Origin of the sequence: Sphingomonas phoenicis (genome assembly GCF_047238005.1) — a bacterium.
Classification (GTDB): domain Bacteria; phylum Pseudomonadota; class Alphaproteobacteria; order Sphingomonadales; family Sphingomonadaceae; genus Sphingomonas.
On record NZ_JBDFMC010000002.1, the window covers coordinates 2,810,980 to 2,836,103 of the forward strand.

At 69.4% G+C, this 25,124-nt stretch carries 27 protein-coding genes; 10 read left to right on the plus strand and 17 right to left on the minus strand.

The annotated features are described in order from the left end of the window. Positions 1-73: 73 nt before the first annotated feature. From infB to rimP, 5 genes are read right to left on the minus strand one after another with little or no spacing between them, the layout of a single operon-like run. Entirely contained in the window at positions 74-2,887 is a 2,814-nt protein-coding gene (gene infB / locus ABC319_RS14445; protein WP_413070894.1) for a translation initiation factor IF-2, read from the minus strand. Continuing rightward, on the minus strand, positions 2,884-3,660 hold the full coding sequence (locus ABC319_RS14450) for a DUF448 domain-containing protein (protein ID WP_413070895.1): 777 nt from the start codon (positions 3,658-3,660) through the stop codon (positions 2,884-2,886). Before ABC319_RS14450 ends, infB begins: the two co-directional genes overlap by 4 nt. A 51-nt stretch (positions 3,661-3,711) precedes the next feature. After that, the gene (locus ABC319_RS14455; protein ID WP_413070896.1) at positions 3,712-3,954 is read right to left on the minus strand and encodes a tautomerase family protein; all 243 of its coding nucleotides are present in this window, start codon (positions 3,952-3,954) and stop codon (positions 3,712-3,714) included. Next, positions 3,954-5,615 (minus strand): transcription termination factor NusA, encoded by a 1,662-nt coding sequence (gene nusA / locus ABC319_RS14460; RefSeq protein ID WP_413070897.1) that lies wholly within the window; start codon positions 5,613-5,615, stop codon positions 3,954-3,956. Before nusA ends, ABC319_RS14455 begins: the two co-directional genes overlap by 1 nt. Continuing rightward, entirely contained in the window at positions 5,615-6,241 is a 627-nt protein-coding gene (gene rimP, locus ABC319_RS14465; RefSeq protein ID WP_413070898.1) for a ribosome maturation protein RimP, read from the minus strand. Before rimP ends, nusA begins: the two co-directional genes overlap by 1 nt. Before the next feature lie 184 nt (positions 6,242-6,425). Between rimP and ABC319_RS14470 the strand changes: the two genes are divergently transcribed. Further along, entirely contained in the window at positions 6,426-7,583 is a 1,158-nt protein-coding gene (locus tag ABC319_RS14470; protein ID WP_413070899.1) for a PQQ-dependent sugar dehydrogenase, read from the plus strand. A gap of 28 nt (positions 7,584-7,611) precedes the next feature. Then, positions 7,612-8,769 carry a PQQ-dependent sugar dehydrogenase gene (locus ABC319_RS14475; protein ID WP_413070900.1) on the plus strand — a complete coding sequence of 386 codons (1,158 nt, stop codon included), beginning with the start codon at positions 7,612-7,614 and terminating at the stop codon, positions 8,767-8,769. 8 nt (positions 8,770-8,777) lie between these two features. On the opposite strand, the gene ABC319_RS14480 is transcribed toward ABC319_RS14475, so the two are convergent. The 5 genes from ABC319_RS14480 to ABC319_RS14500 form a co-directional block, all read right to left on the minus strand. Continuing rightward, positions 8,778-9,179: a PaaI family thioesterase gene (locus tag ABC319_RS14480; RefSeq protein WP_413070901.1), complete on the minus strand. Its 402-nt coding sequence runs from the start codon at positions 9,177-9,179 to the stop codon at positions 8,778-8,780. Next, positions 9,176-9,628 carry a PaaI family thioesterase gene (locus ABC319_RS14485; protein WP_413070902.1) on the minus strand — a complete coding sequence of 151 codons (453 nt, stop codon included), beginning with the start codon at positions 9,626-9,628 and terminating at the stop codon, positions 9,176-9,178. Before ABC319_RS14485 ends, ABC319_RS14480 begins: the two co-directional genes overlap by 4 nt. A 3-nt stretch (positions 9,629-9,631) precedes the next feature. Beyond that, complete coding sequence (locus ABC319_RS14490) at positions 9,632-10,750, minus strand: serine hydrolase (protein ID WP_413070903.1); 1,119 nt, start codon at positions 10,748-10,750, stop codon at positions 9,632-9,634. A 121-nt stretch (positions 10,751-10,871) separates the two neighbouring features. Then, positions 10,872-12,461 carry an L-aspartate oxidase gene (gene nadB, locus ABC319_RS14495; protein ID WP_413070904.1) on the minus strand — a complete coding sequence of 530 codons (1,590 nt, stop codon included), beginning with the start codon at positions 12,459-12,461 and terminating at the stop codon, positions 10,872-10,874. A 169-nt stretch (positions 12,462-12,630) separates the two neighbouring features. Next, positions 12,631-13,557, minus strand: coding sequence for an ABC transporter ATP-binding protein (locus ABC319_RS14500; protein WP_413070905.1), 927 nt, complete (start codon positions 13,555-13,557; stop codon positions 12,631-12,633). A 60-nt stretch (positions 13,558-13,617) separates the two neighbouring features. Here ABC319_RS14500 and ABC319_RS14505 point away from each other — a divergent pair, with 60 nt between their 5' ends. Both ABC319_RS14505 and tldD read left to right on the plus strand, forming a co-directional pair. Then, positions 13,618-13,851, plus strand: coding sequence for a zinc-finger domain-containing protein (locus ABC319_RS14505; RefSeq protein ID WP_413070906.1), 234 nt, complete (start codon positions 13,618-13,620; stop codon positions 13,849-13,851). A 164-nt stretch (positions 13,852-14,015) separates the two neighbouring features. Continuing rightward, complete coding sequence (tldD, locus tag ABC319_RS14510) at positions 14,016-15,437, plus strand: metalloprotease TldD (protein WP_413070907.1); 1,422 nt, start codon at positions 14,016-14,018, stop codon at positions 15,435-15,437. A gap of 13 nt (positions 15,438-15,450) precedes the next feature. Here the strand turns inward: tldD and ABC319_RS14515 are convergent, their stop codons facing one another. Both ABC319_RS14515 and ABC319_RS14520 read right to left on the minus strand, forming a co-directional pair. Then, positions 15,451-15,741, minus strand: coding sequence for a CcdB family protein (locus ABC319_RS14515; protein ID WP_413070908.1), 291 nt, complete (start codon positions 15,739-15,741; stop codon positions 15,451-15,453). Beyond that, entirely contained in the window at positions 15,741-16,022 is a 282-nt protein-coding gene (locus tag ABC319_RS14520) for a type II toxin-antitoxin system CcdA family antitoxin (RefSeq protein ID WP_413070909.1), read from the minus strand. Before ABC319_RS14520 ends, ABC319_RS14515 begins: the two co-directional genes overlap by 1 nt. A gap of 12 nt (positions 16,023-16,034) precedes the next feature. Between ABC319_RS14520 and ABC319_RS14525 the strand changes: the two genes are divergently transcribed. From ABC319_RS14525 to ABC319_RS14540, 4 genes are all read left to right on the plus strand, one after another. Further along, positions 16,035-16,232 carry a putative signal transducing protein gene (locus tag ABC319_RS14525; RefSeq protein WP_413070910.1) on the plus strand — a complete coding sequence of 66 codons (198 nt, stop codon included), beginning with the start codon at positions 16,035-16,037 and terminating at the stop codon, positions 16,230-16,232. A gap of 135 nt (positions 16,233-16,367) precedes the next feature. After that, positions 16,368-16,706 (plus strand): P-II family nitrogen regulator, encoded by a 339-nt coding sequence (locus ABC319_RS14530; protein ID WP_413070911.1) that lies wholly within the window; start codon positions 16,368-16,370, stop codon positions 16,704-16,706. Positions 16,707-16,723: 17 nt separating this feature from the next. Then, complete coding sequence (locus tag ABC319_RS14535; protein WP_413070912.1) at positions 16,724-18,148, plus strand: ammonium transporter; 1,425 nt, start codon at positions 16,724-16,726, stop codon at positions 18,146-18,148. A gap of 156 nt (positions 18,149-18,304) precedes the next feature. Then, positions 18,305-19,219: an alpha/beta fold hydrolase gene (locus ABC319_RS14540; RefSeq protein ID WP_413070913.1), complete on the plus strand. Its 915-nt coding sequence runs from the start codon at positions 18,305-18,307 to the stop codon at positions 19,217-19,219. Between the two features lie 152 nt (positions 19,220-19,371). On the opposite strand, the gene ABC319_RS14545 is transcribed toward ABC319_RS14540, so the two are convergent. The 4 genes from ABC319_RS14545 to recQ all read right to left on the minus strand — a co-directional run bounded on the left by ABC319_RS14545 (position 19,372) and on the right by recQ (position 22,412). Continuing rightward, entirely contained in the window at positions 19,372-19,743 is a 372-nt protein-coding gene (locus ABC319_RS14545) for a hypothetical protein (RefSeq protein ID WP_413070914.1), read from the minus strand. Then, a complete protein-coding gene (locus ABC319_RS14550) occupies positions 19,740-20,153 on the minus strand; it encodes a hypothetical protein (RefSeq protein ID WP_413070915.1) in 414 nt (137 codons plus the stop codon). Before ABC319_RS14550 ends, ABC319_RS14545 begins: the two co-directional genes overlap by 4 nt. Beyond that, complete coding sequence (locus ABC319_RS14555) at positions 20,150-20,578, minus strand: protein tyrosine phosphatase family protein (RefSeq protein WP_413070916.1); 429 nt, start codon at positions 20,576-20,578, stop codon at positions 20,150-20,152. Before ABC319_RS14555 ends, ABC319_RS14550 begins: the two co-directional genes overlap by 4 nt. 61 nt (positions 20,579-20,639) lie before the next feature. Then, complete coding sequence (recQ, locus tag ABC319_RS14560; RefSeq protein ID WP_413071707.1) at positions 20,640-22,412, minus strand: DNA helicase RecQ; 1,773 nt, start codon at positions 22,410-22,412, stop codon at positions 20,640-20,642. 229 nt (positions 22,413-22,641) lie between these two features. Between recQ and ABC319_RS14565 the strand changes: the two genes are divergently transcribed. Continuing rightward, the gene (locus ABC319_RS14565; RefSeq protein WP_413070917.1) at positions 22,642-22,914 is read left to right on the plus strand and encodes a GNAT family N-acetyltransferase; all 273 of its coding nucleotides are present in this window, start codon (positions 22,642-22,644) and stop codon (positions 22,912-22,914) included. A gap of 6 nt (positions 22,915-22,920) precedes the next feature. Here ABC319_RS14565 and ABC319_RS14570 read toward each other — a convergent pair whose 3' ends face one another. Then, positions 22,921-24,747, minus strand: a complete 1,827-nt coding sequence (locus ABC319_RS14570; RefSeq protein WP_413070918.1) for an ABCB family ABC transporter ATP-binding protein/permease — start codon at positions 24,745-24,747, stop codon at positions 22,921-22,923. Between the two features lie 133 nt (positions 24,748-24,880). Here ABC319_RS14570 and ABC319_RS14575 point away from each other — a divergent pair, with 133 nt between their 5' ends. Continuing rightward, a complete protein-coding gene (locus tag ABC319_RS14575) occupies positions 24,881-25,111 on the plus strand; it encodes a hypothetical protein (protein ID WP_413070919.1) in 231 nt (76 codons plus the stop codon). Positions 25,112-25,124 lie beyond the last annotated feature (13 nt).

Here is a 25,124-nt window from a genome sequence, read left to right on the forward strand (position 1 = left end):
CCGCGGTCTCCCGCCATGACGGCCGATGCCTTCATGGCGGGAGAAGCCGGCATCGGCCGGCACGACGTGGGGATCAGAGGGTCCGCTCGCGCATCTCGACCTCGAAGGTCTCCAGATAGTCGCCCGCCTTGATGTCCACGAAGTTCTGCGTGAACGTCACGCCGCATTCCAGACCGGCCCTGACCTCGGGCACATCGTCCTTGAAGCGACGCAGGGACGCGATCTCGCCCTGGTAGATGATGACGTCGTTGCGCGTGATGCGTGCCTTCAGCGCCTTGCGGATATTGCCCTCGACCACCAGCAGGCCGGCGGCCTTGCCGTGCTTGCCTGCCGAGAAGACCTCGCGGATCTCCGCGCGACCCACGACCGTCTCGAACGCCTCGGGGCCGAGCTCGCCCGCCATGCCGGCGCGGATCTCGTCGACCAGATCGTAGATGACGTCGTAATATTTCAACGCCACCTTCTGCCGATCGGCGATCTCGCGTGCCTTGGCATTGGCGCGAACGTTGAAGCCGATGATCGGCGCGCCGCTGGCACCCGCCAGCGTCACGTCGCTCTCGGTGATGCCGCCGACGCCCGAATGCAGGATGCGTGCCCGGATCAGGTCGGTCGAGATCTTGTTGATCGATCCCACGATCGCCTCGACCGTGCCCTGCGTGTCCGCCTTCACGACCAGCGGATACTCGATCGCCTGCTTGTCCTTCAGCGCGGAGAACATGCTCTCCAGGCTGGCGGGCGCCGTCGTCGTGCGCTTCTGCGTCAGTACGCTCTGGCGATACTCGGCGACTTCGCGGGCGCGCGCCTCGTTCTCGACGACCTGCAGCGGATCGCCCGCCTGCGGCACGCCGGACAGGCCCAGCACCTCGACCGGCATCGACGGACCGGCCTCCTTCATCTGGCGACCCTTGTCGTCGACCAGCGCACGCACCTTGCCGCTCTCCGCACCGACGACGAACACGTCGCCGACCCTGAGCGTGCCGCGATTGACGAGGACGGTCGCGACCGGGCCGCGGCCCTTGTCCAGCTTCGCCTCGATCACCGTGCCTTCGGCCGGACGATCGGGATTGGCGCGCAGTTCGAGCAGGTCGGCCTGAAGCTGAATCTTCTCGATCAGCGTCTCCAGCCCGGTCTTCTTCAGCGCGGATACCTCGACGTCCTGCGTCTCGCCGCCCATTTCCTCGACGACGATCTCATGCTCCAGCAGGCGCTCGCGCACCTTCTGGGCATTGGCCTCGTGCTTGTCGATCTTGTTGATCGCCACGATCATCGGCACGCCGGCCGCCTTGGTGTGGTTGATCGCCTCGATCGTCTGCGGCATCAGCCCGTCGTCCGCCGCCACCGTCAGCACGACGATGTCGGTGACGTTGGCACCGCGCTGGCGCATTTCGGTGAATGCCTCGTGGCCCGGCGTGTCGAGGAACGTCACCTTCGACTTGTCCTTCAGCGTGACCTGATACGCGCCGATGTGCTGGGTGATGCCACCCGCCTCGCCGCGCACCACGTCGGTGCCGCGCAGCGCATCGAGCAGCGACGTCTTGCCGTGGTCGACATGGCCCATGATCGTGACGACCGGCGGACGCGGACGCAGCGACTCCGGCGCGTCCTCGACCGTGTCGATCGCCAGATCGATATCGGAGTCGGACACACGGACGATGTTGTGGCCGAACTCGGTCACCAGCAGTTCGGCCGTATCCTGGTCGATCGTCTGCGTCATGGTGACGGGCATGCCCATCTTGAACAGCGTCTTGACCAGGTCGGCGCCCTTTTCCGCCATGCGGTTGGCGAGTTCCTGGACGGTGATCGCCTCCGGCACCTGCACGTCGCGGATCTGCTTGATCTGCGGCTCGCGCGGGCCGCCGAAGCCACGCTTTTCCTTCTCGCGGGCACGCTTCAGCGCCGCGAGCGAACGGGACCGGGCACTGTCGTCGCCCAGCGCACGATTGACGGTCAGCTTGCCGCCGCGACGCTCGTCACCCTTCCGGTCGCGCTGTTGCGGACGGCTGGGGGGCGCATTGCGCGGGGTCGCGGCACCGGAGGTGAAGCTGCGCGGCTGCGACGCTCCGCCACCGGCCGACGAGGCGGTTGCGGCGGGCGCCGGTGCCGCGGCAGCGGGCTGCTCGACCGGCTTGGGCTGCGGCTTCGGAATCTCGGGCCGGGCGACAGGCGAGAAGCGGCGGGGTGCCGGCATCGACGGATCGCGCGCCAGCTCCACGGTGGGTGCGGGCGTGGGCGCAGGCGCCGCCGCGCGCACCGGTGCTGCGACGGGCGCAGGAGCAGGGGCTGGCTCGGGAGCGGGAGCCGGTGCATCGGCCACTGGCGCCACCGGAGCCGCCTCCGGCTCCGGAGCAGCGACCGGTACCGGCCGCTCGACCGGGCGGAAGCCGCGGCCGGCAGGGGTCGGCACAGTCGGCGTCGCAGGCTCTGCTGCCTGTACGGGAACCGGTGCGGGCTCGGGCTCGGGGGCAGGAGCTGGCGGCGGCGGCGGCGCGGCGGCACGGGCACGCTCTTCCTGCGCCACGCGGGCACGCTCCGCATCCTCACGGCGGCGGGCGTCCTCCAGCGCATGCATGCGCTGTTCCTCGGCTTCCCGCAGCATACGGGACTGGCGCTCCTGCGCGCTCTCGTTCGACGGCGCGGGGCGCGGTGCCGGACGGGGTGCCTCCTGCACGGCGGCGGGAGCGGGGGCTGCCGCTTCCTGCGGCGCCTCGTTCGCGGGCACGGGATCGCCCGGGCGACGGAACGTCCGCGCCTTCTTCGTCTCCACGATCACGGTATTGGAGCGACCGTGGCTGAAGCTCTGCTTGACCTTGCCGGTCTCGACCGTGCGGCGCAGCCCCAGCGGCGCGCGCATGCCCAGCTTCGGCTTGTCGTTGTCGGTGTCGCTCACTCAAATTCCTCGTGCGTAGTCGCGGCCGGTGACGCGTCGTCTTCGTCCATGGCGGGAACGAAGCCGGGCGCCGATGCGCCTTGCGAGGCCGTTTCGCAAGGGGCCGATAGGGTTTCCGGCGTCGTCTGCCGCCGGGCACCCGGAATCTCTCCGGGTCGATGGGGTTCGGGTCCGATGAAGTGCAGCCAGCGGTCGAGCGCCTCGCTCACCCGCTTTGCCGCAGCGCGGTCCGTCAGGGCGATGTGTACCACATTTTCCCGCCCCAGCGCCAACGACAATATGGGGCGGGCTACCGGCAACGCCAAGCCCCTCAGGTCGGAACCTTCGCGGTCGCTGCCGACCCGCCACGCCTGCGCCAGCTTGCGCATCCCGTCGTCGCCGGCGTCGGCGGCGTGGTAGAGCGCATGGAGCTGCCCCGAACGGGCGGCCGTCTCGATCTTGTCGGTACCGGTCAGCAGCATGCCCGACCGCGCCTCGAGGCCCAGCCGGTCGAGCGCGTTGCGCTCCAGTGCCGCCTCGATCATCGCGGGCAGCTCGTCCGACAGCGCGAACTCGCCGGTCTTGAACGCACGCGCCAGCGCGCCGCGCAACCGACCCCTGGCATAGGCGGCGGTCAGCTCGGCACGGTTCACCCCGATCCAGGCGCCGCGCCCGGGCGCCTTGGCGCGCACATCGGGAAAGATGCCGCCATCGGGAGCCAGCGCGAGTCGCACCAGATGGCCCGGCGCGGCGCGATCACGCGTCAGGATGCAGGAGCGGACGGGATCGTTCATCGAGCGACCCCCGTCCGTCCGGCATGACGACGATAGTGGACGTCTAGCGAATCATTGCGAGGGTTCCGCATGCGCGTCCTCCCTCGCTGGCGATGCCGGTTTCCCTGCATCGCGGTCGGCGATCAGCTGGCCGCCGGCGCCGTAATTCTCGGTGTCCACCTCGTCGATCACGATCTGGACGGCGGCCGGGTTCTTGCCCAGCCGCTCGACCAGCGAGCGCGTGACAACGGCGACGATGGCGGACTTCTGGTCCTTCGTCGCCGACCCGGCGAGGCGGATGCTGACGAACGGCATCAGGCCTTGTCGCCCTCCGCATCCATCGCATCGCCGTCGACCGGCTCTGCGACGGCGTCGTCCGCCGCCGCCTCGTCGCCGGCTTCCGCCGACTCGTCCGCGAACCAATGCGCGCGGGCGGCCATGATGATCTCGTTACCCTGCTCGTCCGACAGGCCGTACTGCGCCAGGATGCCGCCCTTCGGCTCGGGCCGCTTGGGCGCGTCCTCGTTGCGGCGGCGCGGTTCGGCGCGCTTCTTCTCGACCAGTTCGTCGGTCGCCAGATCGGCCAGATCGTCGAGCGTCTTGATCCCTGCCTTGCCCAGCGTGACCAACATCGCCTCGGTCAGGTACGGCATGTCGACCAGCGCGTCCTCGACGCCCAGCGCGGTCCGCTCCTCGCGATTGGCCTGCTCGCGACGCTCCAGCGCCTCCTGCGCACGGCTCTGCAGCTCCTGGCCCAGATCCTCGTCGAAGCCCTCGATCGCGGCGATCTCGTCGAGCTCGACATAGGCGACCTCTTCCAGGCTGGTGAAGCCCTCGGCCACCAGCAGCTGCGCCAGCGTCTCGTCGACGTCCAGCTCGTTCTGGAACAGGTCGGAATTCTGGACGAACTCCTTCTGGCGCTTCTCGCTGGCATCCGCCTCGGTCAGGATGTCGATCGCCTTGCCGGTCAGCTGGCTGGCGAGGCGGACGTTCTGGCCGCGGCGGCCGATCGCCAGCGACAGCTGGTCGTCGGGCACCACCACCTCGATACGCTCCTCTTCCTCGTCGATCACGACGCGGCTGACCGATGCCGGCTGCAGCGCGTTGACGACGAAGGTAGCGATGTCGGGGGACCAGGGGATGATGTCGATCTTCTCGCCCTGCATCTCCTGCACGACGGCCTGAACGCGGCTGCCCTTCATGCCGACGCAGGCGCCGACCGGGTCGATCGACGAATCGCGGCTGATCACGCCGATCTTCGCGCGCGAGCCGGGATCGCGCGCGGCCGCCTGGATGGTGATGATGCCGTCGTAGATCTCGGGCACTTCCTGCGCGAACAGCTTCTTCATGAAGTCGGGATGCGCGCGGCTGAGGAAGATCTGCGGGCCGCGATTCTCGCGCACCACCTTCAGGATCAGCGACCGGATGCGGTCGTTGACGCGCACCACCTCGCGCGGAATCTGCGCGTCGCGGCGGATGACGCCCTCGGCACGGCCCAGGTCGACGACGATGTGGCCGAACTCGACGCGCTTGACGACGCCGGTGATGATCTCGCCCTGGCGGTCCTTGAACTCTTCATACTGCCGCTCGCGCTCGGCGTCGCGGACCTTCTGGAAGATGACCTGCTTCGATGCCTGCGCCTGGATGCGGCCGAACTCGATCGGGGGCAGCGGATCGACCAGGAAGTCACCGATGACGGCGCCCGGCTTCAGCTTCTGCGCGTCCTTCAGCGACACCTGCTTGTACAGGTCGTCGACCAGCTCGACGACCTCGACGACGCGCCACAGGCGCAGGTCGCCGGACGTCGCGTCCAGCTTGGCGCGGATGTCCATCTCCTGCCCGTAACGGGTACGGGCGGCACGCTGGATCGCGTCCTCCATCGCCTCGATCACGATCGCGCGATCGATCATCTTCTCGGTCGCGACCGAGTTGGCGATCGCGATCAGTTCGGCGCGGTTGGCGGTGGCCGTGGCCATCAGTGATTATCCTCTGCTGGCGCCGCTGTCGGCGCGTCTTCACTAACCTGCGCCGCTGTCGGCGCGTCCTCATGGTCCTGCGTCTCGCCGGACGCATCCTCTAACTCGTCCGCCCCCTCCATCGACAGGGGGGCCGTGGCGGCGATCAGCCGGTCGGTCATGACCAGCTTGGCATTGTCGATCTGGTCCATGGTCAGCGTGACGGTGCCGTGCTGGCCTATGTCGACCGTGATCCGGTCGCCGTCCACGCCGGCCAGGTCGCCGGTCACCTGCTTGCGTCCGTCGACCGGCGCGGCCAGGCGGATGCGGGCCTCGTGCCCGGCCCAGTCGGCAAAGTCGGCCAGGCGCGTCAGCGGCCGATCTATGCCGGGCGACGACACCTCCAGCCGGTACGCCTCGGGGATCGGATCGCGGCCATCGGCCTCCAGCTCGTCCAGCCGGTCGGAGATGCGGTGCGACAGGGCCGAGCAATCGTCGATCGTCAGCTGGCGCGTGTCGGGTCGCTCCGCCATCACCTGCAGCGTCGGATCCGATTTGCCGCCCGTCATCTTCACGCGCACCAGGGCGAAGCCGAGCGCCTGCGCTTCGGGTTCGATCAGGGCGGTGAGGGCGGCGATGTCGACCAAGCGGAACTCCAGACGGGGCGAACCCCAAGCAGCGATGCCGCCGCGGAGCCGGGCCCCGCGACCTCTTCACCTGACGATGTAGAGAAAGCGAGGCATGATATACGCCGATCGGCACGATCCGACAAGCCTCGCATCCAAAATGGCCGGATCGGCGTTTCCTCATGTCCATGGTTCGGGAGTCATCATGAACAATCGCCTTCTCGCGGCCCTGCCGCTCGCCCTCATCGCGTGCAGCGGCAATGCCCCGGCGCAGGGTGGTGGCACCGCCGGGCCGGCGGCAGCTGCCGCCGACGCCAAGCCCTTTACCGAGACGGTGGTCGCCGACTTCGACTCTCCCTGGGCGATGACGTTCCTGCCGGACGGGCGCATGCTGGTGACCGAGAAGCGCGGCGAGATGCTGCTGGTGTCGGCCGACGGCAAGCAGCGGCAGACGGTGGCGACGATCACCGTCGATTCGGCCGGGCAGGGCGCACTGATGGACGTGGCGCTCGCCCCCGACTTCGCGACCAGCCGGCGCGTCTATTTCAGCTATTCGGCGGCGGGCGAGGGCGGCAAGGGCGTCGTGCTGGCGCGCGGCCGGCTGCGGCCGGACGGCGGCGGCACCGGTGGGGAGCGGCTGGGCGAGATCGAGGCGCTGTTCCGGGCCGGCCCGCTGGTCGAGGGCGACGGCCATTATTCGGGCCGCATCGCCTTCTCGCCCGATCGCCGGCACCTGTTCTTCACCGCGGGTGACCGGCAGAAATTCACCCCGGCCCAGGATCCGAAGGCGACATTGGGCAAGGTGCTGCGCCTGACCCTCGACGGCAAGCCCGCACCCGGCAATCCGCTCGTCTCGAAGGGCTTCGCGCCAGAGGTCTGGTCATATGGCCACCGCAACCTGCTCGGCATCGCGTTCGATGCGCGGGGCAATCTGTGGGAACAGGAGATGGGGCCGAAGGGCGGCGACGAGGTCAACCTGATCCTGCCCGGGCGCAACTATGGCTGGCCCAATGCGTCCAACGGCTCGCACTATGACGGGCGCGACATTCCCGATCATCGGGCCGGCGATGGATACGAGGCGCCGAAGGTCTGGTGGAACCCGGTCATCTCGCCCGGCGGGCTGATGATCTATTCGGGCAAGCTGTTTCCGCAGTGGCGCGGCGACGCGTTCATCGGTGGCCTGTCCAGCCAGTCGCTGGTCCGCGTCGACCTGAACGGGACCACCGCGGCGAAGGGCGATCAATGGCCCATGGGCGCCCGCATCCGCGAGGTGGAGCAGGGGCCGGACGGGGCGATCTGGCTGCTGGAGGATGGCGGCCGTGGCTCCGGCGGGCGCCTGCTGAAACTGACGCCGCAAAGCTGAACGAAAAGGTCCATCGGGAGGACGAGTGATGCGTAGATCGATGCTGAAGGCTTTGTGCCTGCCCATGCTGGCGGTCGGATGCGGTGACGGCGACGGCTCTGTCGAGGGTCCGGCGCCCACCCCCACGCCGACCGCGACCGCCACCCCCACGCCGACCGCCACGACGGCGGCGGTCAGCCGTACCAACGTCGCGATGCTCGACAATGGCTGGGCGATGACCTTCCTGCCCGATGGTCGTCTGCTGGTGACCGAGAAGCCCGGCCGGCTGCGGCTGGTGACGACCGCCGGCGTGGTGACGACGATCGCCGGCACGCCGGCGGTCGATGCGGCGGGGCAGGGCGGCCTGCTCGACGTCGCGCTCGATCCGCAGTTTGCCAGCAACCGCTACGTCTATCTGAGCTTCGCGGAGGCGGGCACCGGCGGCAGCGGGCTGGCGGTGGCGCGGGGCACATTGTCCGCGGACGCGGCATCGCTGGGCGATGTCCGCGTATTGTGGCGACAGGTGCCCAAGATCGGCGGCGGTGAGACCCGCCACTATGGCGGCCGGATCGCCTTCGCCGCCGACAACACGATGTACGTCACCGCCGGCGAGCGGCACCAGGGCGCGCCGGCGCAGGACCTGACGGTCACGCTGGGCAAGATCATCCGCATCAACCGCGACGGCAGCATCCCCGCCGACAATCCCTTCGTCGGCAGCACCGGCGCGCGGACCGAGATCTGGTCGCTCGGTCATCGCAATCCGTACGGCCTCGTCTTCGCCGGCGACGGGCGCCTGTTCGAGAGCGAGATGGGGCCGGAGGGTGGCGACGAGTTCAACCTCATCAACCGCGGCGCCAATTACGGCTGGCGGACCGTGTCGGAGGGCAATGACGGCGAGGTGCTGCCGCGGCATTCGACCAAGCCGGAATTCGCCGCGCCGCTGGTCAGCTGGACGCCGGTGATCGCGCCGGGCGGGATGATCCAGTACCGCGGCTCGCGCTTCCAGGGCTGGGACAACGACTTCGTCCTCGCCGGCCTCACCGCGCAGGGACTGGTCCGTGTCCGCGTCAGCGGCAGCACGGCGACCGAGGTCGGCCGGATCGGCCTCGGCACCCGCATCCGCGAGGTCGAGCAGGGGCCCGACGGCTCGATCTGGGTGCTGGAAGACGGCGCCAACGGCCGGCTCGTGAAGCTCGATCCGGCCTAGCACGGGCGTCAGCCGCCTGTCCGCTCCACCTTGAAGTTCAGCCGGGCGGTGGCGATCGGGCGGGCGGCGTCCTCCTGCCACGCCGCCGCCTCGACATTGGCGATGCGGGTGCCCAGCCGGGTTATCGTGCCCGCCGCGATCGTCGGTCGATCGCGCCCGCCGCGACGATAGTCGATGGTGATCGTGATCGGCTTGATCCGGGTTCCCATCTCCGCCGCCAGCGCATGGCGCAGCGCAGCGATCGCCGCTGCCTCCAGCAAGCCCGCGATCGCGCCGCCATGGAGGAAGCCGGGCCGCCCCAGTACGTCGTCGGCGAACGGCATCACCAGCCGCGGCGCGCCGGCCTCGTCGCACTCCACGGTCGCGCCGAGCAGCCGGACATAGGGCGGCAGTGCCGCCTGTTCCGTCACGTCCAGTCGTCCATCAGCATGAACGTGCCCGCGACGTGCGCGATCGGGTCGGCGGGATCGCCGTCATACGCCTGGCCGCGGACGAAGGCGACCGAGCGGGTCAGCCGGTAACAGTCGCCGTGGCCGATCACCGTCCGCTGCGGCGTCGCCGCGCGCAGGTAGTCGATCCGCAGGTCCAGCGTCGCGTGCGGGCTGAACCGGCCGCGCCGGCTCCACACCGACATGCTCGTCGCCATGTCCATCAGCGCGGCGATCGGCCCCGATGCGATGATGCCGGTCGCGGGATCGCCGACCAGATCGGGCGCATAGGGCAGGGCCAGCTCCACCCACGGATCGTCGCCGCCGGGCCCGTGATCGTGATGGACGATCCCCAGCCGCCCGCCATGCCCCAGCTTCAGCGCGGCGGCGAAGCGGCGGACGTCGAAGCCGCTCCGGTCGCCATCCGCCACCGGTCAGTTGGCCAGGGTGAAGGCGGCGCCCGGTGCGCTGGTCGAATAGTCGGCGACGGCGGCGGCGGCGGCCTGGATCAGCTGCTGCCGCTCGCGGATCGGGCGGCGCGTGTCACCGATCATCACCGCCAGCGCGTAACGCCGTCCGTCCGGTGCGGTCAGCAGCCCGACATCGTTGAAGCCGGCGTTGCGCACGCCCAGATCCTGTCCGGTGCCGGTCTTGTGCGCCAGCTGCCAGCCGGCCGGCAGCGCGGCGCGAAGCCGCGCATGCCCGGTGCGCGAGGCCGCCATCGTGTCGAGCAGGATGCGCGTCGACGTTTCCGACAGCAATTCGCCGCGCGCCAGCCGGGCCAGCGCATCGGCGATCGCCAGCGGCGCCGCGCCGTCGGGCGGATCGGCGACGTAGCGGTCGAGCGCGGCGGTCCGCGCCTCCGCCGACAGGCGCGACCGTGCGATCTGGAATCCGTTGCCCACCGCATAGGCCGGCTGCCACACCAGCCCGGCGGTGCCCGCCTGCAGCTGCCGTTCGCCCGGGCCGAAGCGGATGTCGCCCAGCCGCTTGGCCGTGATCATCCGCCGCACCGCCTCGGGTCCGCCGACATAGGTCAGCAGGCGGTCGTTGGCGGTGTTGTCGCTCTGCGTCAGTGCGCGGGTCAGCAGCCCGCCGACCGTCGTCTGGAACCCCTCGCCCTTCACCAGATAGGCGATCGGCTGGTGGAACAGCGTCAGGTCCTCCTGGCGCACCATGATCGGCTCGTCCAGGCGGGCGCGGCCCTGGTCGCGCAGGTCGAGCAGGGTGATCGCCACCCACAGCTTCGACACCGATTGCTGGGGCAGGCGCTGCCGCCCGCCGGCCTCGACGGTCCAGCCCTCGTCCACCGCGCGCACCGCGATGCCCATCCGGCCCTCGAAGCTGCGGGCGAGCTGCTCGATATTGGCTTGCAGGCGGCGGGGCACGTTCGCGGTCTGGCGCGGGGCGGGCGGCGGGATCGCGATCGAGACCTCGGGCGGCTCCTCGCGCCGCGGCGCCAGGCCGCTGGCGCCCGGCCGCGACGGCGCGCCGCACGACCCCAAGGAGATCGCGATCAGGAAGCCGAGAGCCGCAGCTCGTGGAAAACGCATCGATTTCACCCGCACCGTCCGCGAACCATATCGGCAGACACGCCGCGCGAAACATCGCAGACGCCCCCATGCGGTGAACCGAAACCGCCGCACGGTGAGGCGAGTCGCGGATGCGGATCGATCACGGCACCAGCACCGTATCCTCCGCCTTCGGCAGCAGCTCGGGATAATCGAGCGTATAGTGCAGCCCCCGGCTCTCCTTGCGATGCAGCGCGGAGCGCACGATCAGGTCGGCGGTCTGGAGCAGGTTGCGCAGTTCGATCAGGTCGGGCGTGACGCGGAAATGGCCGTAATAGTCGGCGACCTCGTCGGTCATCAGCCGGATGCGGCTGGCGGCGCGTTGCAGCCGCTTGGTCGTCCGCACGATGCCGACGTAATTCCACATGAAGCGGCGGATCTCGGTCCAGTTCTGCTTGATGACCACCTCCTCGTCCGAATCCGTCACCCGGCTCTCGTCCCAGGCGCGGATCGCCGGCGGCGCGGGCAGCTCGTCCCAGCAGGTCGCGATATGCGCCGCCGCCGCCTCGCCGAACACGAAACATTCCAGCAGCGAGTTGGACGCCAGCCGGTTCGCGCCGTGGAGGCCCGACTGCGTGCACTCGCCGGCCGCGTACAGCCCCGGCAGGTCGGTCCGCCCGTCGCGATCGACGACGATGCCGCCGCAGGTGTAATGCTGCGCGGGCACCACCGGGATCGGCTGCGTCGTCATGTCGATGCCGAGGCCCAGCAGCTTCTCGTGGATGTTCGGGAAGTGCGCCCGCACGAACTCGGGCGGCTGGTGGCTGATGTCGAGATGGACGTAATCCAGGCCGTACCGCTTGATCTCCGCATCGATCGCGCGGGCGACGACGTCGCGCGGGGCCAGCTCGGCCCGCGGGTCCAGATCGGGCATGAAGCGGTGGCCCGTATTGGGGTTCTTCAGCTGCCCGCCCTCGCCGCGCACCGCCTCGGTGATCAGGAAGTTCTTGACGTCCAGATTGTACAGGCAGGTCGGGTGGAACTGCATGAATTCCATGTTCGATACCCGCGCGCCGGCGCGCCATGCCATCGCGATCCCGTCCCCGGTCGCGCCGCGCGGCGCGGTGGAGAACAGATAGGTGCGGCCTGCGCCGCCCGTCGCCAGGATCGTCGCGCGCGCGGTATGCACCGCGACCTTGCCGGTGCGACGGTCCAGCGCATAGACGCCCCAGACCCGGCCCGCACCCGAATAGCGTTCCTCGTGGCGCCCGGTGGCCAGGTCGATCACCACCTGATCGGGCACCAGCGTGATGTTCGGGTGCGCCTCCGCCGCGCGTTGCAGCGCCTCCTGTACCGCCCAGCCGGTGGCGTCGGCGACATGGACGATGCGACGATGCGAGTGCCCGCCCTCACGCGTCAGGTGCAGCGCGCCCCCTTTCTCCGGCCCCTCCTCGGCGAAGGGGACGCCCAGCTTGCGCAGCCGCTCGATCGCGGCGGGCGCCCGCTCGACCACGAATTCGACGATCGCCCGGTCGTTCAGGCCGGCGCCGGCGATCATCGTGTCCTCGATATGGCTGTCGAACGTATCGCCCGGCTCCAGCACCGCCGCGATGCCGCCCTGCGCCCAGGCCGTCGACCCCTCGTTCAGCGCGCCCTTCGCCAGCACCGTGACCCTGAACCGGTCGGCGAGGTTCAGCGCCGCGGTCAGCCCGGCGGCCCCGGACCCGATGATCAGGACATCGCTGCTGGTCATGCCCGGACCTCGCGAATGTTGAGGAAGTTGCGGGATGTGGAGGGTGCATGTGCCGGCGCGCCGGGCGCCTCAACATTCGCAGGCTGCCGGGAAGCATCAAGAGGGGCGGGCGTCATCAGCCTGCTGTGCCATAGGGCTGCGGGGTAGGACAGCGTGGTTTTTCCCGCCCTCAGTTTCCCGCCGATCCTCTGGTCAGGCTGAGGAACACGTCCTCCAGATCGGCTTCGCGGGTCGAGACGTCGACGATGCCCAGGCCGCCGGCTTGCACCGCGGCCAGTACCTCGCCGGCGTTCACCCGGTCCTTCGAATAGGTGATCTCGATCACCCGCGGGCTCTTCAGGGCGATCTTCTCGAAACAGGGCGCGACCGGCGCCTCGGCCAGGTCGCGATCGACGGTGACCGACACGACCTTCTCCTGCGCCCGCCCGACCAGTTCGCGCGTCGGCTCGTCGGCGACGACGCGGCCGTGGTTGATGATCGCGATCCGGTCGCACAGCTGCTCGGCCTCCTCGAGGTAATGGGTGGTCAGCACCACCGTCACCCCGCGCCGGTTCAGCTCGCGGACGTAATCCCACAATTGCTGGCGCAGCTGGATGTCGACGCCGGCCGTCGGCTCGTCCAGCACCAGCACGGGCGGCGAGTGGACCATCGCCTTGGCCACCATCAGCCGCCGCTTCATCCCGCCCGACAGGGTGCGGGCATAGGCGTTGGCCTTGTCCTCCAGGTGCACCGCGCGCAGCAGTTCCATCGAGCGGCGCTGCTTCTTCGGCACGCCGTACAGCCCGGCCTGGATCTCCAGCGTCTCGATCGGGGTGAAGAAGGGATCGAACAGGATCTCCTGGTTGACGATCCCGATCGCCGCCTTGGCGTTGCGCGGATGCGCGTCGATGTCGAAGCCCCAGATCGTGGCGCTCCCCTCGGTCTTGTTGACCAGCCCGGCCAGGATGTTGATCAACGTCGACTTGCCTGCGCCGTTGGGCCCGAGCAAGCCAAAGATCTGGCCGCGCGGTACCGACAGGTTGACGCCGTCCAGCGCGCGCTTGCCGCCCGCATAGGTCTTGCACAGGCTGGTGATGGAGATTGCCGCTTCGCTCATGCACGATCCGATAGGCTGCGGCTTGCCTCGCGACAATGCTCCTTGCTATCTGCCTGCGCCATGCACCCGCCGCTCGAAATCGCCCGCGTCAGCCAACCCCGTGTCGCCTGTGACGGTGCCGCCGACATCCCGGGCGGGGCGGCGCTCGGCCATCCGCGCGTATGGCTGCAGATCGACGAGCATGGCTATGTCGATTGCGGATACTGCGATCGGCGGTTCGTGCTGATCGGCGGGCCGGCCGACGGCAAGGACCAGGCGATCCTGCCCGACATCAGCGAAGGCGCCAGCCTCTAGGCAAGACGCCGGCAATACGGCTCGCCGATCGGCCGACGGCGGGCATCGCCCTGCCGTTCGACGTCACGGCTTTGCCGTGACGCCACCACGTTCTCCTGTTTTCTCCAACGGGCAAACCGACGCTTTCGCTGGCACCCGGCCGCGCGCGCTCTATATTCGCTTTCATGACCTATCAGGACCCCCGCTCGTTCCTCTACCGCGAACTGACGCCCGAATCGGCGCAGTCGCTGACCGCCGACGCGCTCGGCCGCGCCGATGACGGGGAGCTGTTCCTGCAATATCGCCGGACCGAGGCGTTCGGCTTCGACGACGGCCGGCTGAAGACCGCCAGTTACGACACCAATGCCGGCTTCGGCCTGCGCGCGGTATCCGGCGAGACCACCGCCTTCGCGCACGCCAGCGAGCTGACCGAAGCGGCGATCAGGCGCGCCGCGCAGACCATGTCGCTGATCGATCCGTCGACCGCCGTGCGTGCGCCGGCGCCGCAGGGCACCAACGCCCGCCTCTATACCGACACCGATCCGCTCGACCTGATCCCGTTCGCCGACAAGGTGAACCTGTGCCAGACGATCGACGCCGCCGCGCGTGCCCGCGATCCGCGCGTCGCGCAGGTCTCGGTCGGCCTGTCGGGATCGTGGAGCGTGGTCGAGATCGTCCGCCCCGATGGCTTCGTCGCCACCGACGTGCGTCCGCTCGTCCGCCTGAACATCCAGATCGTCGTCGAGCAGAACGGCCGCCGCGAAACGGGTACCTTCGGTATCGGCGGCCGCTATCTCTACGATCGCCTGTTCGAGGAGCCGACATGGCGCCGCGGGATCGAGGAGGCGTTGCAGCAGGCGCTGGTCAATCTGGACTCGGTGCCCGCCCCGGCCGGTGAGATGACGGTGCTGGTCGGCCCCGGCTGGCCCGGCGTGCTCCTGCACGAGGCGATCGGCCACGGGCTGGAGGGCGATTTCAATCGCAAGGGCACCAGCGCCTTTTCGGGCCGGATCGGCGAGCGGGTGGCTGCGCCGGGCATCACAATCGTCGACGACGGCTCGCTGCCCGATCGCCGCGGCTCGTTGACCATCGACGACGAAGGCACGCCGACCCGCGAGACGGTGCTGATCGAGGACGGCATCCTGAAGGGCTATATGCAGGATCGCCTCAACGCGCGCCTGATGGGCATGGCCGCGACCGGCAACGGCCGCCGCGAAAGCTATGCGCATGCACCGATGCCGCGGATGACCAACACCTTCATGAAGGCGGGCCGCGACGATCCCGCCGAACTGCTGTCGCGGGTGAAGCGCGGCATCTTCGCCAAGAGCTTCGGCGGCGGGCAGGTCGACATCGTGTCGGGCAAGTTCGTGTTCAGCTGCACCGAGGCGTACATGGTCGAGAACGGCCGGATCGGCGCCCCGATCAAGGGCGCGACCCTGATCGGCGACGGCCCGACCGTGCTGACCCGCGTGACCGGCATCGGCGACGACTTCGCGCTGGACGAGGGCATCGGCGTCTGCGGCAAGGGCGGGCAGGGCGTTCCCGCCGGCGTCGGCCAGCCGACGCTGCTGGTCGAGGGGCTGACGGTGGGCGGGACGGCGGCATAAGCCCCTTCGGCCTTCAGAAGCCTGTCACCAGCATGTCGAGCGCCGTCTTGATCTCATACTCGTGATCGGAAAGACTCGCCACGACACCGAGAATATCGCGCTTGTCGATGCTTCGGGCGAACGGTGTCACCATGGTCAGCAGATGTCCGTCGACGTCGAACCGTGGAGTCAGTCGAGGCAGGTCGACCTGCTTGGTTGCGCGCAGCGGTACGACGAACCGGGTCGGAAGATCGGCCAGGAAGTTCGACTGGCAGTCGAGCACGATAACCCCGCCGGTGACACGTACCGCATCGAACTGCGCCATCAGAGTGCCGGGAGATGGGCGAGAGGATCGCCGTTTTCCGCATACCACGCGTTGAACTGTTCGATCCCGGCGCGATTGTCTTCACGCCATTGCCGCTCCTGTGCCTCCTTGACTGCCACGCGCAGAGCCGCCTCCGTCACCCGGGACAGATTAATGCCGACCTTGCGCGCCGCCTCGACGATGCCCGTGTCGAGAGACACATTGACCGGTTGCCGGCGATTGGGTGTAATGTCTGCGTGTTTCATGCAGGCAAAACTATGCGCATGCATGATGCGCGTCAATCGGGATAAGCCATGAGCCTCGTCGAACTCGGACGCTACGATCGCAACCTTGCCAACATCCTGGTCGGCCGGCTGGATGCGGAGGGGATCGATGCGATCACCTTCGACGGCGGCGCCAGCATCGCCGATGGCAGCTGGCTGCTGATCCCGGTGCGGGTGATGGTGGACGAGGACGACCTGCCCGCCGCGCAGGCGATCGTCGCTGCCTGAAAAAACGGCAGTGTAACCGAACTGCCTAAAATGTCCGCCGCTAACGTCGGCGACGCCACCTTCCCCTCTCCGCGACGATGCTGGCACGTCTCTTGCGATGCAGCATGCGGACACACATCCGACAAAGGGGGCGGGATGAAGCTGGTCATTGCGGTCATCAAGCCGTTCAAGCTCGACGAGGTGCGCGAAGCCCTCACGACGCTGGGCGTGGCGGGCATGACGGTCACCGAGGTCAAGGGGTTCGGGCGCCAGAAGGGGCAGACCGAGATCTATCGCGGGGCCGAATACAGCACCAACATGGTGCCCAAGATCAAGGTCGAGGTGGTCTGCGCCGCCGGCATCGCGCCCCGTGTGGTCGAGGCGATCCAGCAATCGGCGAACACCGGCGCGATCGGCGACGGCAAGATCTTCGTGCTCGACGTCGGTCAGGCGGTGCGCATCCGCACCGGCGAAACCGACGACGCGGCGCTCTGATGATGAAGGGGGGTTCCATGAAACTAGCGAAGATCGCCGGGGGCCTGGCTCTCGGCGCGGCGGCACTCGCCGCCCTGCCCGCCGGGGCGCAGGAAGCGGCCGCCGCCGCACCGGTCGTGCCGACCGCGGCGATGGTCAGCAAGGGCGACACCGGCTGGATGCTGATCTCGGCCGCACTGGTGCTGATGATGTCGGTACCGGGCCTGGCCCTGTTCTACGGCGGCCTGGTCCGCGCGAAGAACATGCTGTCGGTGCTGATGCAGGTGCTGACCATCGTCTGCGTCGCGGCGCTGGTCTGGGTCTGCTGGGGCTATTCGATGGCCTTCACCAACGGCGGCGGGCTGAACAGCTTCGTCGGCGGCTTTTCCAAGGTGTTCCTGAAGGGCGTCGACGTGAACACGTTTGCGGCGACCTTCTCGAACGGGGTCTATCTGCCCGAATTCGTCTTCGTGATCTTCCAGATGACCTTCGCGTGCATCACGCCCGCGCTGATCGTCGGCGCCTTCGCGGAGCGGGTGAAGTTCACGCCGCTGATCGTCTTCACGGTCCTCTGGCTGACTATCGTCTATTTCCCGATGGCGCACATGGTCTGGTACTGGCCGGGTCCGGACTTCCAGCCGGGCCTGCCCGATGACCATGGCCTGCTGTGGGGCTGGGGCGCGCTCGATTTCGCCGGCGGCACCGTCGTCCACATCAACGCCGGCATCGCGGGCCTGATGGGCTGCCTCGTGATCGGCAAGCGCCGCGGCTACAAGGTCGAGCCGATGCCGCCGCACTCGCTGGTGATGACCATGATCGGCGCCAGCCTGCTGTGGATCGGCTGGTTCGGCTTCAACGCCGGATCGAACCTGGAGGCGAACGCCGTCACCGCCGTCGCCTTCATCAACACGGTCGTCGCCACCGCCGCGGCGGGTGCCGCCTGGGCCATCGTCGAGCAGATCGTCCACAAGAAGCCGTCCCTGCTGGGTGCGGCATCGGGTGTGGTCGCCGGGCTGGTCGCGATCACCCCGGCGGCGGGGTTCGCCCATCCGATGACCTCGATCGTGCTCGGCGCGGTCGCCAGCGTCGTCTGCTTCTTCTTCGTGACGACCGTGAAGAACAAGCTCGGCTATGACGACAGCCTCGACGTGTTCGGCGTCCACTGCATCGGCGGCATCGTCGGCGCGATCGCCACCGGCATCGTCGCCGCACCGTCGCTCGGCGGGCAGGGCGTGTTCGACTACAACGTGCTGCCGGCGGCGTTCGACGCGTCGACCTACAGCATCTCGGCGCAGGTCCTCATCCAGATCAAGGCGGTGGTGTTCACCCTGGTCTGGTCCGGCGTCATCTCGTTCATCCTGTTCTACGCGCTCGACAAGACGATGGGCCTGCGCCCGACCGCCGAGGTCGAGGCCGAGGGTCTCGACATCGCCGAGCATGGCGAGCGCGCCTACAACATGTGACCAGTCCGGGGGCGGTCCGGCAGAAGGCCGCCCCCCACCGACGTTCCTCCTGCGGACGACCTCGAGCCCGGTACGGCAACGTACCGGGCCTTTTTTTGCGGCGTCCGCCCTGTTCTGATATGACCGCGCACGGGGACGGAAATGGGAGGGGCACCCATGCGCAAGTGGCTCTGGCGGATCGGCATCGTCGTGGCGGTGCTGCTGGTCTACCCGCTCTGGAACGCCGGCTATTTCGCGTGGCGCCTCTACTTCCACGGACCCGGCGCGCTTGAGCGACTCCCGGCCAGCGAGCCGGGCTTCACCTATCGCTATGGCCCGGCGGCCAAGCAATATGCCGACCTGCGGATGCCGGCGGGCAGGGGGCCGTTCCCGATCGCGGTGCTGATCCATGGCGGCTGCTGGGATGCGGAATATGGCAGCAGCCGGGGCATGGCGCCGCTGGCCGATGCGCTGACGAAACAGGGTATCGCCACGCTGAACGTCCAGTACCGCGTGGTCGGCGACGCCGGGGGCGGCTGGCCGGGGACGATGCAGGACGTCGGGGCCGCGATCGATGCGGTGCGCGCGCTCGCCACCCGCTATCCGATCGATCCCGCCCGGCTGGTCGTCGCGGGCCACTCGGCGGGCGCGCAGCTCGCCCTGTGGAGCGCGATGCGGAACCGGCTGTCGCCCGGAAGCGAGATCGCGCGTCCCGATCCGCTGATGCCCGCTGCCGTCGTCGCCATCGACGGTCCCGGTGCGCTCGCCGAATTCGTCGGCGAGGACAGCGAGGTATGCGGCAAGCCCGTGATCGTGCCGTTCATGGGCGGCACCCCCACGCGCTATCCGCAGCGATACCGCGATGCATCGCCGCAGGACCACCTGCCGCTGGGCGTCCGCCAGTATCTGGTCCAGGCCGCGCTGGGCGACCTGATGCAGCCCTATGTCGATCGCGCGCGGCGCTCGGGGGATCCGGTCGCGATCTACGAGCCGGCGCAGGGCAAGCATTTCGATATCGTCAATCCGACCGAGGAACAGGGCCGCGGCACGATCGGAATGATCGTGCGCGCCGTCCGCGACGTGTCGCAGTAGCGATCCTGCGGTCCGCCGGTAGCTACCGCCCCCGGCGGCAGTCGATCATCACCGGCCCCGGCGCCGGTCGATCATCACCGCCCCCGGCGGCAGTCGATCATCACCGGCCCCGGCGCCGGTCGATCATCACCGCCCCCGGCGGCAGTCGATCATCACCGCGCCCGGCGGCGGTCGATCATCGGGCGCAGCCGGATGCCGACGCAGATCGCCAGCGGCCAGAACAGCGTGTTGGCGATGTCGCCCAGCGTGTCGGGCCAGCGCCACGAATGATAGATCAGCCGGTCCATCACCTCGTTGAACAACTCGGCCACCACCACCACCGACAGCGGCACCAGGCTGCCCAGCGACCGGCGCGTCACGACGCGCGCGATCATCAGCACCGCCATGCCGGCATGGATGTGCAGGATCGTGTCGGACAGCCCGGTGCCGTCGCCGATCCACTGGATGAACCGCTGGTAGTGGAACGGCGCATGGCTCGCGCCGTTCACCGCCTTGGTGGCGACCGTCGCCGCGTTGATCGTCATTTGAAGCTCCGTGGGGCCAGTCGGCGGATGTCGAGCGCGTCAACGCCTGCCAGCGCCACCTCACCCAGCCGGGGGTCGCCCGTTTCGACCAGGATACCTTGCGCGGTGGAGCGGATGCTGCGCCACGCCACCTCCCGCGCGATCAGCCGTCGCCCGCGCCGCTTCACCGCGGCGACGCGGCCATCCTCCGTCACCGCCAGCGCGCCGATCCCGTCGGCACCGACCACCGCGCCCGACACCCGCGCGCCGACCAGCGTCTGCTCGACGATCGTCGCGGCGTCCTCCGGGCTTTCGATCCGGCTGGTGCCGCGGCGGCGGATCAGCAGCCAGGCCATGCCGGCCAGCACCACCAGGCCCGCCGCGACCGCGGCGAGCACCGCGTGGCCGGTCGCATCGAGCCCCGGGATCATCGTGGTCCCGCGAGCGAATCCAGCATCGGACGGATCCCGCCCAGGTCATAGCCGGCGCCGGCGGCCTGCGCGACCAGCAGCGTCGGATCGCGACCCGACCGCGCGGCGGCGAGCGCCCACAGGTTGCACGACCGTGTACCCGACCGGCAATAGGCCAGCACGGGGCCGTCCGCCGTGGCCAGCGCCGCGGTCATCGCCTCCAGCTGGGGCAGCGAGAAGCCGGACTGGTCGATGGGGATCGCGGTATAGCTCAGCCCGGCGGCCTCGGCCGCGGCGCGGATGTCCTCGCCCGTCGGCTGGCCCGGCTCCTCGCCGTCGGGGCGATTGTTGACGATCGCGACATATCCCGCCGCGGCGATCGCCGCCACATCCTCGGGTGCGATCTGGGGGGCGACGGCGACGCGGTCGTTCAGGGGGCGGATCATGACCCGCGCCTAACCGATCCGGCCGCTCCCGTCAGCCCCGATCATGCGGCGGCGCAAAGGATTACGCCGCCTGACGGATCACCGCCAGGAACGCGTCGCCATAGGCGTCCAGCTTGCGGGCGCCGATCCCCGACAGCAGGGCGAGTTCGGCGCGTCCGGCGGGCCGCTGCGCCGCCATGTCGCGCAGCACCGAATCGTGGAAGATCACGTACGGCGGAACGCCCGCTTCCTGCGCCAGTTCGCGGCGCCGCGTCCGCAGCGCCTCGAACAGTGGATTGTCCGCCGGGTTCGCCGCCGCCGGCGTGCCGCGCTTCCCGCGCCGCTCGCGCTTGGGCGGCAGCGCGACCGACAGCGTCGCCTCGCCCTTCAGCAGCGGCCGTGCCCCCGGCCCGAATTCCAGCCCGCCATGGTCGTTGGCGCGCAGCGCGTCGCGCAGCAGCAGCGCGCGCACCACCGGCTTCACCAGCGCCGCCTCCTCGGGCGGCACGATGTTCCACACCGACAGCGCCTCGTGCCCGTTCATCAGGCTGCGCTCGGTCGACTGGCCGGTCAGCACCTGCTCGATATAGGTCGCGCCGAACAGCTGCCCGGTCCGGAACACCGCCGACAGGAACTTGCGCGCCACCTCGGTCGCATCGACGGCGGTGCCGCTGCCCAGGCAATTGTCGCAATTGCCGCAGGGCTCGACAGGGTTCTCGCCGAAATGGCGCAGCAGGACGTGGCGCCGGCATCCGCCCGTCTCGACCAGCGCGCCCATCGCGGCCAGCCGCTGCCGCTCGCCCGGCTGGCGTGCCGCCTCGACCTCGCCGATGCGCTGGCGGGCGCGGGCGAAATCGTCGGCGCCCCAGAACAGGTGCGCGACCGACGGGTCGCCGTCGCGACCGGCGCGGCCGGTTTCCTGGTAATAGGCCTCAATCGATTTCGGCAGCCCGGCATGCGCGACGAAGCGGACGTCGGGCTTGTCGATCCCCATCCCGAACGCGACCGTGGCGCAGATCACCATGTCCTCGGACGCGACGAAATCCGCCTGGTTCCGCGCCCGCACCGCCGCGTCCAGCCCGGCATGATAGGCGCGCGTCGGCCGCCCGGTCGACCGGCCCAGCGCCTCGGCCAGCTTCTCGGTCTGCGCGCGGGTCTGCGCATAGACGATGCCGGGGCCGGGGGTGGCGGCGATCAGGTCGGCGATCTGCCGCGTCGTCTGGTCGCGCGGGGTGATCGTGTAGCGGATGTTCGGCCGGTCGAACCCCGACACGATCATCCCGTCTTCGGGAATGCCCAGCTGGCGGGCGATATCGGCACGGGTATGCGCATCGGCGGTCGCGGTCAGCGCCAGCCGCGGCACGTCCGGAAACGCATCCATCAGCGGCCCGAGCAGGCGATAGTCGGGGCGGAAGTCGTGCCCCCATTCGCTGACGCAGTGCGCCTCGTCGATCGCGAACAGCGACAGCCGCGTCTCCGCCAGCAGCTCGCGGAAATGCCCGCCGGAGGCGCGTTCGGGCGCGACGTACAGCAGGTCCAGCTCGCCGCCGCGCAGCCGCGCCATCGTCTCCGCCCGGTTCTCGTCGACCGAGGTCAGCGTCGCCGCGCTGATCCCCACCGCGGTGGCCGCGCGCAGCTGGTCGTGCATCAGCGCGATCAACGGCGAGACGACGACACACGTCCCCTCCAGCATGGTCGCCGGCAACTGGTAGCAGAGCGACTTGCCCGCCCCCGTCGGCATCACCGCCAGCGTCCGCTCCCCCGCCAGCACGCGGCCAACGACATCGGCCTGCACGCCGCGAAAACCGGGAAAGCCGAACACGCGTTGCAGGGTGGGGAGCGGGTCGGGGACCATGGCCGGCCATGTAGGGGAGCGGGGCGGCGGGGTCGAGGGCAACATCGGTCCTCTGTCCTACACGCGTCGGTTCGCCTACCACTCTCGCGCACCGCTCTTTCCCACGTTGAACCCCTTCACTGCGCCTGGCTCCGCCGTGCGCCGGAAACATGTTCTTGCCCTTACCTTAGCCTTACCTTCCGCGGTCACAGAGCCGGGAGCCGGACGGGCGGCCACGCGTTGGCGCCCGATGCAACAGGTCCGTAACCTCCGCTCCGAACAGGAATATGTGCTCGACATCGACGGCGAACGTGCCGTCGCGGCCTATCAGCGGGAGGGCGACACGATCGTCTTCACCCACACCGTCGTGCCGCCGGCGATCGAGGGGCGCGGCGTCGGCAGCCGGCTGATCCGCGCCGCGCTCGACGATGCGCGCGACCAGGGGCTGAAGGTCGTGCCCCAATGTCCGTTCGTGGGCGCCTATATCGAACGGCATCCGGAATATCGCGACCTGCTGCGATAGGGTGTTCTACTCCGCCGCGACCGCCTCGTCGCCGCGCGCGCGCTCCGCCGCCTGCCGGTTCCACATCGCCGCATACAGCCCGCCGCGCCGCAGCAGCTCGGCGTGGCGGCCGCTCTCCGCCACCCGCCCCTCGTCGAGCACGACGATGCGGTCGGCGCCGACCACCGTCGACAGCCGGTGCGCGATCACGATGGTGGTGCGGCCGCGCTCCACCGCCTCCAGCGTGTCGAGGATGTCCGCCTCGGTCCGGCTGTCGAGCGCGCTGGTCGCCTCGTCCAGGATCAGGATCGGCGGGTTCTTCAGCAGCGTGCGGGCGATCGCCACGCGCTGCTTCTCGCCGCCGGACAGCTTCAGCCCGCGCTCGCCGACCCGGGTGGCGTATCCGTCGGTCTGGCGCTCGATGAAGCCGGCGATGGCGGCGCCCTCCGCGGCGCGGCGCACCTCGGTCTCGTCGGCCCCCTCGCGACCATAGGCGATGTTGTACCCGATCGTGTCGTTGAACAGCACCGTGTCCTGCGGGACGATGCCGATCCCGGCGCGCAAGGAGGCCTGCGTCACGTCGCGGATATCCTGCCCGTCGATCGTGATGCGCCCGCCGTCGATGTCGTAGAAGCGGTACAGCAGCCGTGCGAGCGTCGACTTGCCCGCCCCCGACGATCCGACCACCGCGACCGTGCTGCCGGCGGGGATGTCGAGGTCCAGCCCCTTCAGGATCGCACGATCGGGGTCGTAGCCGAAGCGGACGCCCTCGAACCGCACATGCCCGCGCGCGATCGCCAGCGGCCGGGCGCCGGGTGCGTCGACCACCTCGGCCGGCGTGTCGATCAGGTCGAACATGCTGCCCATGTCGATCGCTCCCTGCCGGATCGTGCGATAGACCATGCCCAGCAGGTCGAGCGGCCGGAACAGCTGTGCCAGCAGCGTCGACACGAACACCACGTCGCCGGCCGAGAAGGTGCCGCGGCTCCATCCCCACGCCACGAACGCCATGCCGCCGCCCAGCATCAGGTTGGTGATCGCCGCCTGCCCGACGTTCAGCCACGCCAGCGAATTCTCCGACTTGGTGGCGGCGCGGGCATAGGCGTCGACCGCCGCCTCGTACCGCCGCGCCTCGCGCTCCTCCGCCCCGAAATACTTCACCGTCTCGAAGTTCAGGAGCGAATCGACCGCATGCGCGACCGCCCCGGTGTCCAGATCGTTCATTCGCGTGCGCAGCGCGTTGCGCCAGTCGGTGACGATGCGGGTGAACCAGATGTACAGCACCACCATCGCCACGGTCGCACCGACCAGCCACAGCCCGAAGCCGGTCCAGAAGATGCCCAGCACGAGCACCAGTTCCAGAATGGTCGGCGCGATGTTGAACAGCAGGAAGTACAGCATCGTATCGATGCTCTTGGTGCCGCGCTCGACCACCTTGGTCACCGCGCCGGTGCGCCGCTCCAGATGGAATCGCAGCGACAGGCCGTGCAGGTGGCGGAACACGTCGGCCGCCAGCCGCCGGGTCGCGTCCTGCCCGACCCGCTCGAACACCGCGTTGCGCAGATTGTCGAACAGCGTCGTCCCGAACCGCGACGCGGCATAGGCGACGACCAGCAGGATCACGAGCGTCGCTGCCGACCGGTCGCCCACCGCCATCCGGTCGACCGCGTATTTCAGCGTATAGGCGGCGCCGAACACCTGGATAAGCTTCGAACAGACCACCAGCGCCATCGCCCCGGCGATCCGGGCGCGTAGCATCGGCTCCCCCGCCGGCCACAGATAGGGCAGGAAGCGGCGCAGGGTCGGCAGCAACGGCTGGTCGGAGGCGGACGGAGTGGCGGTCTGTGGGGGCATCTGCGCCCCATGTCGGACTGCAGGCCTCGCTGTGCAATGCCCCGCAGCGGGACGGGCGCGTTCGAAAGCGTCAGTCGTCCTGCCGGAACCGTTCGCCGCATCCGGCGGTTCTCATCGCGAAGGGAAATCGACCATGGGCCCGATGTTCTTCGTGATGGCGATTCTGGGATGCGCCGACGGCAGCGAGCAGTGCACCGAGGCACGGCTGGTACCCGTCCGCTACTCCACCATGGCCCAGTGCCGTGCCGCCCTGGCCGACCAGATCGCCCGCAACACCGACGTTCCCTACCCCGTCATCGGCGCCGACTGCCGCCGCATGGGCGCCCAGATCGCGGCCGTCGACGGTCGCAAACCCCGTAGCTGAACGGTCGCACCCG

Bases quoted from the DNA above. Each gene is read 5' to 3' on its own strand.
- ABC319_RS14450 (WP_413070895.1), bottom strand. From the start codon at position 3,660: ATGAACGATCCCGTCCGCTCCTGCATCCTGACGCGTGATCGCGCCGCG.
- ABC319_RS14455 (WP_413070896.1), bottom strand. From the start codon at position 3,954: ATGCCGTTCGTCAGCATCCGCCTCGCCGGGTCGGCGACGAAGGACCAG.
- nusA (WP_413070897.1), bottom strand. From the start codon at position 5,615: ATGGCCACGGCCACCGCCAACCGCGCCGAACTGATCGCGATCGCCAAC.
- ABC319_RS14470 (WP_413070899.1), top strand. From the start codon at position 6,426: ATGAACAATCGCCTTCTCGCGGCCCTGCCGCTCGCCCTCATCGCGTGC.
- ABC319_RS14475 (WP_413070900.1), top strand. From the start codon at position 7,612: ATGCGTAGATCGATGCTGAAGGCTTTGTGCCTGCCCATGCTGGCGGTC.
- ABC319_RS14490 (WP_413070903.1), bottom strand. From the start codon at position 10,750: ATGCGTTTTCCACGAGCTGCGGCTCTCGGCTTCCTGATCGCGATCTCC.
- nadB (WP_413070904.1), bottom strand. From the start codon at position 12,461: ATGACCAGCAGCGATGTCCTGATCATCGGGTCCGGGGCCGCCGGGCTG.
- ABC319_RS14500 (WP_413070905.1), bottom strand. From the start codon at position 13,557: ATGAGCGAAGCGGCAATCTCCATCACCAGCCTGTGCAAGACCTATGCG.
- ABC319_RS14505 (WP_413070906.1), top strand. From the start codon at position 13,618: ATGCACCCGCCGCTCGAAATCGCCCGCGTCAGCCAACCCCGTGTCGCC.
- tldD (WP_413070907.1), top strand. From the start codon at position 14,016: ATGACCTATCAGGACCCCCGCTCGTTCCTCTACCGCGAACTGACGCCC.
- ABC319_RS14515 (WP_413070908.1), bottom strand. From the start codon at position 15,741: ATGGCGCAGTTCGATGCGGTACGTGTCACCGGCGGGGTTATCGTGCTC.
- ABC319_RS14525 (WP_413070910.1), top strand. From the start codon at position 16,035: ATGAGCCTCGTCGAACTCGGACGCTACGATCGCAACCTTGCCAACATC.
- ABC319_RS14530 (WP_413070911.1), top strand. From the start codon at position 16,368: ATGAAGCTGGTCATTGCGGTCATCAAGCCGTTCAAGCTCGACGAGGTG.
- ABC319_RS14535 (WP_413070912.1), top strand. From the start codon at position 16,724: ATGAAACTAGCGAAGATCGCCGGGGGCCTGGCTCTCGGCGCGGCGGCA.
- ABC319_RS14540 (WP_413070913.1), top strand. From the start codon at position 18,305: ATGCGCAAGTGGCTCTGGCGGATCGGCATCGTCGTGGCGGTGCTGCTG.
- ABC319_RS14545 (WP_413070914.1), bottom strand. From the start codon at position 19,743: ATGACGATCAACGCGGCGACGGTCGCCACCAAGGCGGTGAACGGCGCG.
- ABC319_RS14550 (WP_413070915.1), bottom strand. From the start codon at position 20,153: ATGATCCCGGGGCTCGATGCGACCGGCCACGCGGTGCTCGCCGCGGTC.
- ABC319_RS14555 (WP_413070916.1), bottom strand. From the start codon at position 20,578: ATGATCCGCCCCCTGAACGACCGCGTCGCCGTCGCCCCCCAGATCGCA.
- recQ (WP_413071707.1), bottom strand. From the start codon at position 22,412: ATGGTCCCCGACCCGCTCCCCACCCTGCAACGCGTGTTCGGCTTTCCC.
- ABC319_RS14565 (WP_413070917.1), top strand. From the start codon at position 22,642: ATGCAACAGGTCCGTAACCTCCGCTCCGAACAGGAATATGTGCTCGAC.
- ABC319_RS14570 (WP_413070918.1), bottom strand. From the start codon at position 24,747: ATGCCCCCACAGACCGCCACTCCGTCCGCCTCCGACCAGCCGTTGCTG.
- ABC319_RS14575 (WP_413070919.1), top strand. From the start codon at position 24,881: ATGGGCCCGATGTTCTTCGTGATGGCGATTCTGGGATGCGCCGACGGC.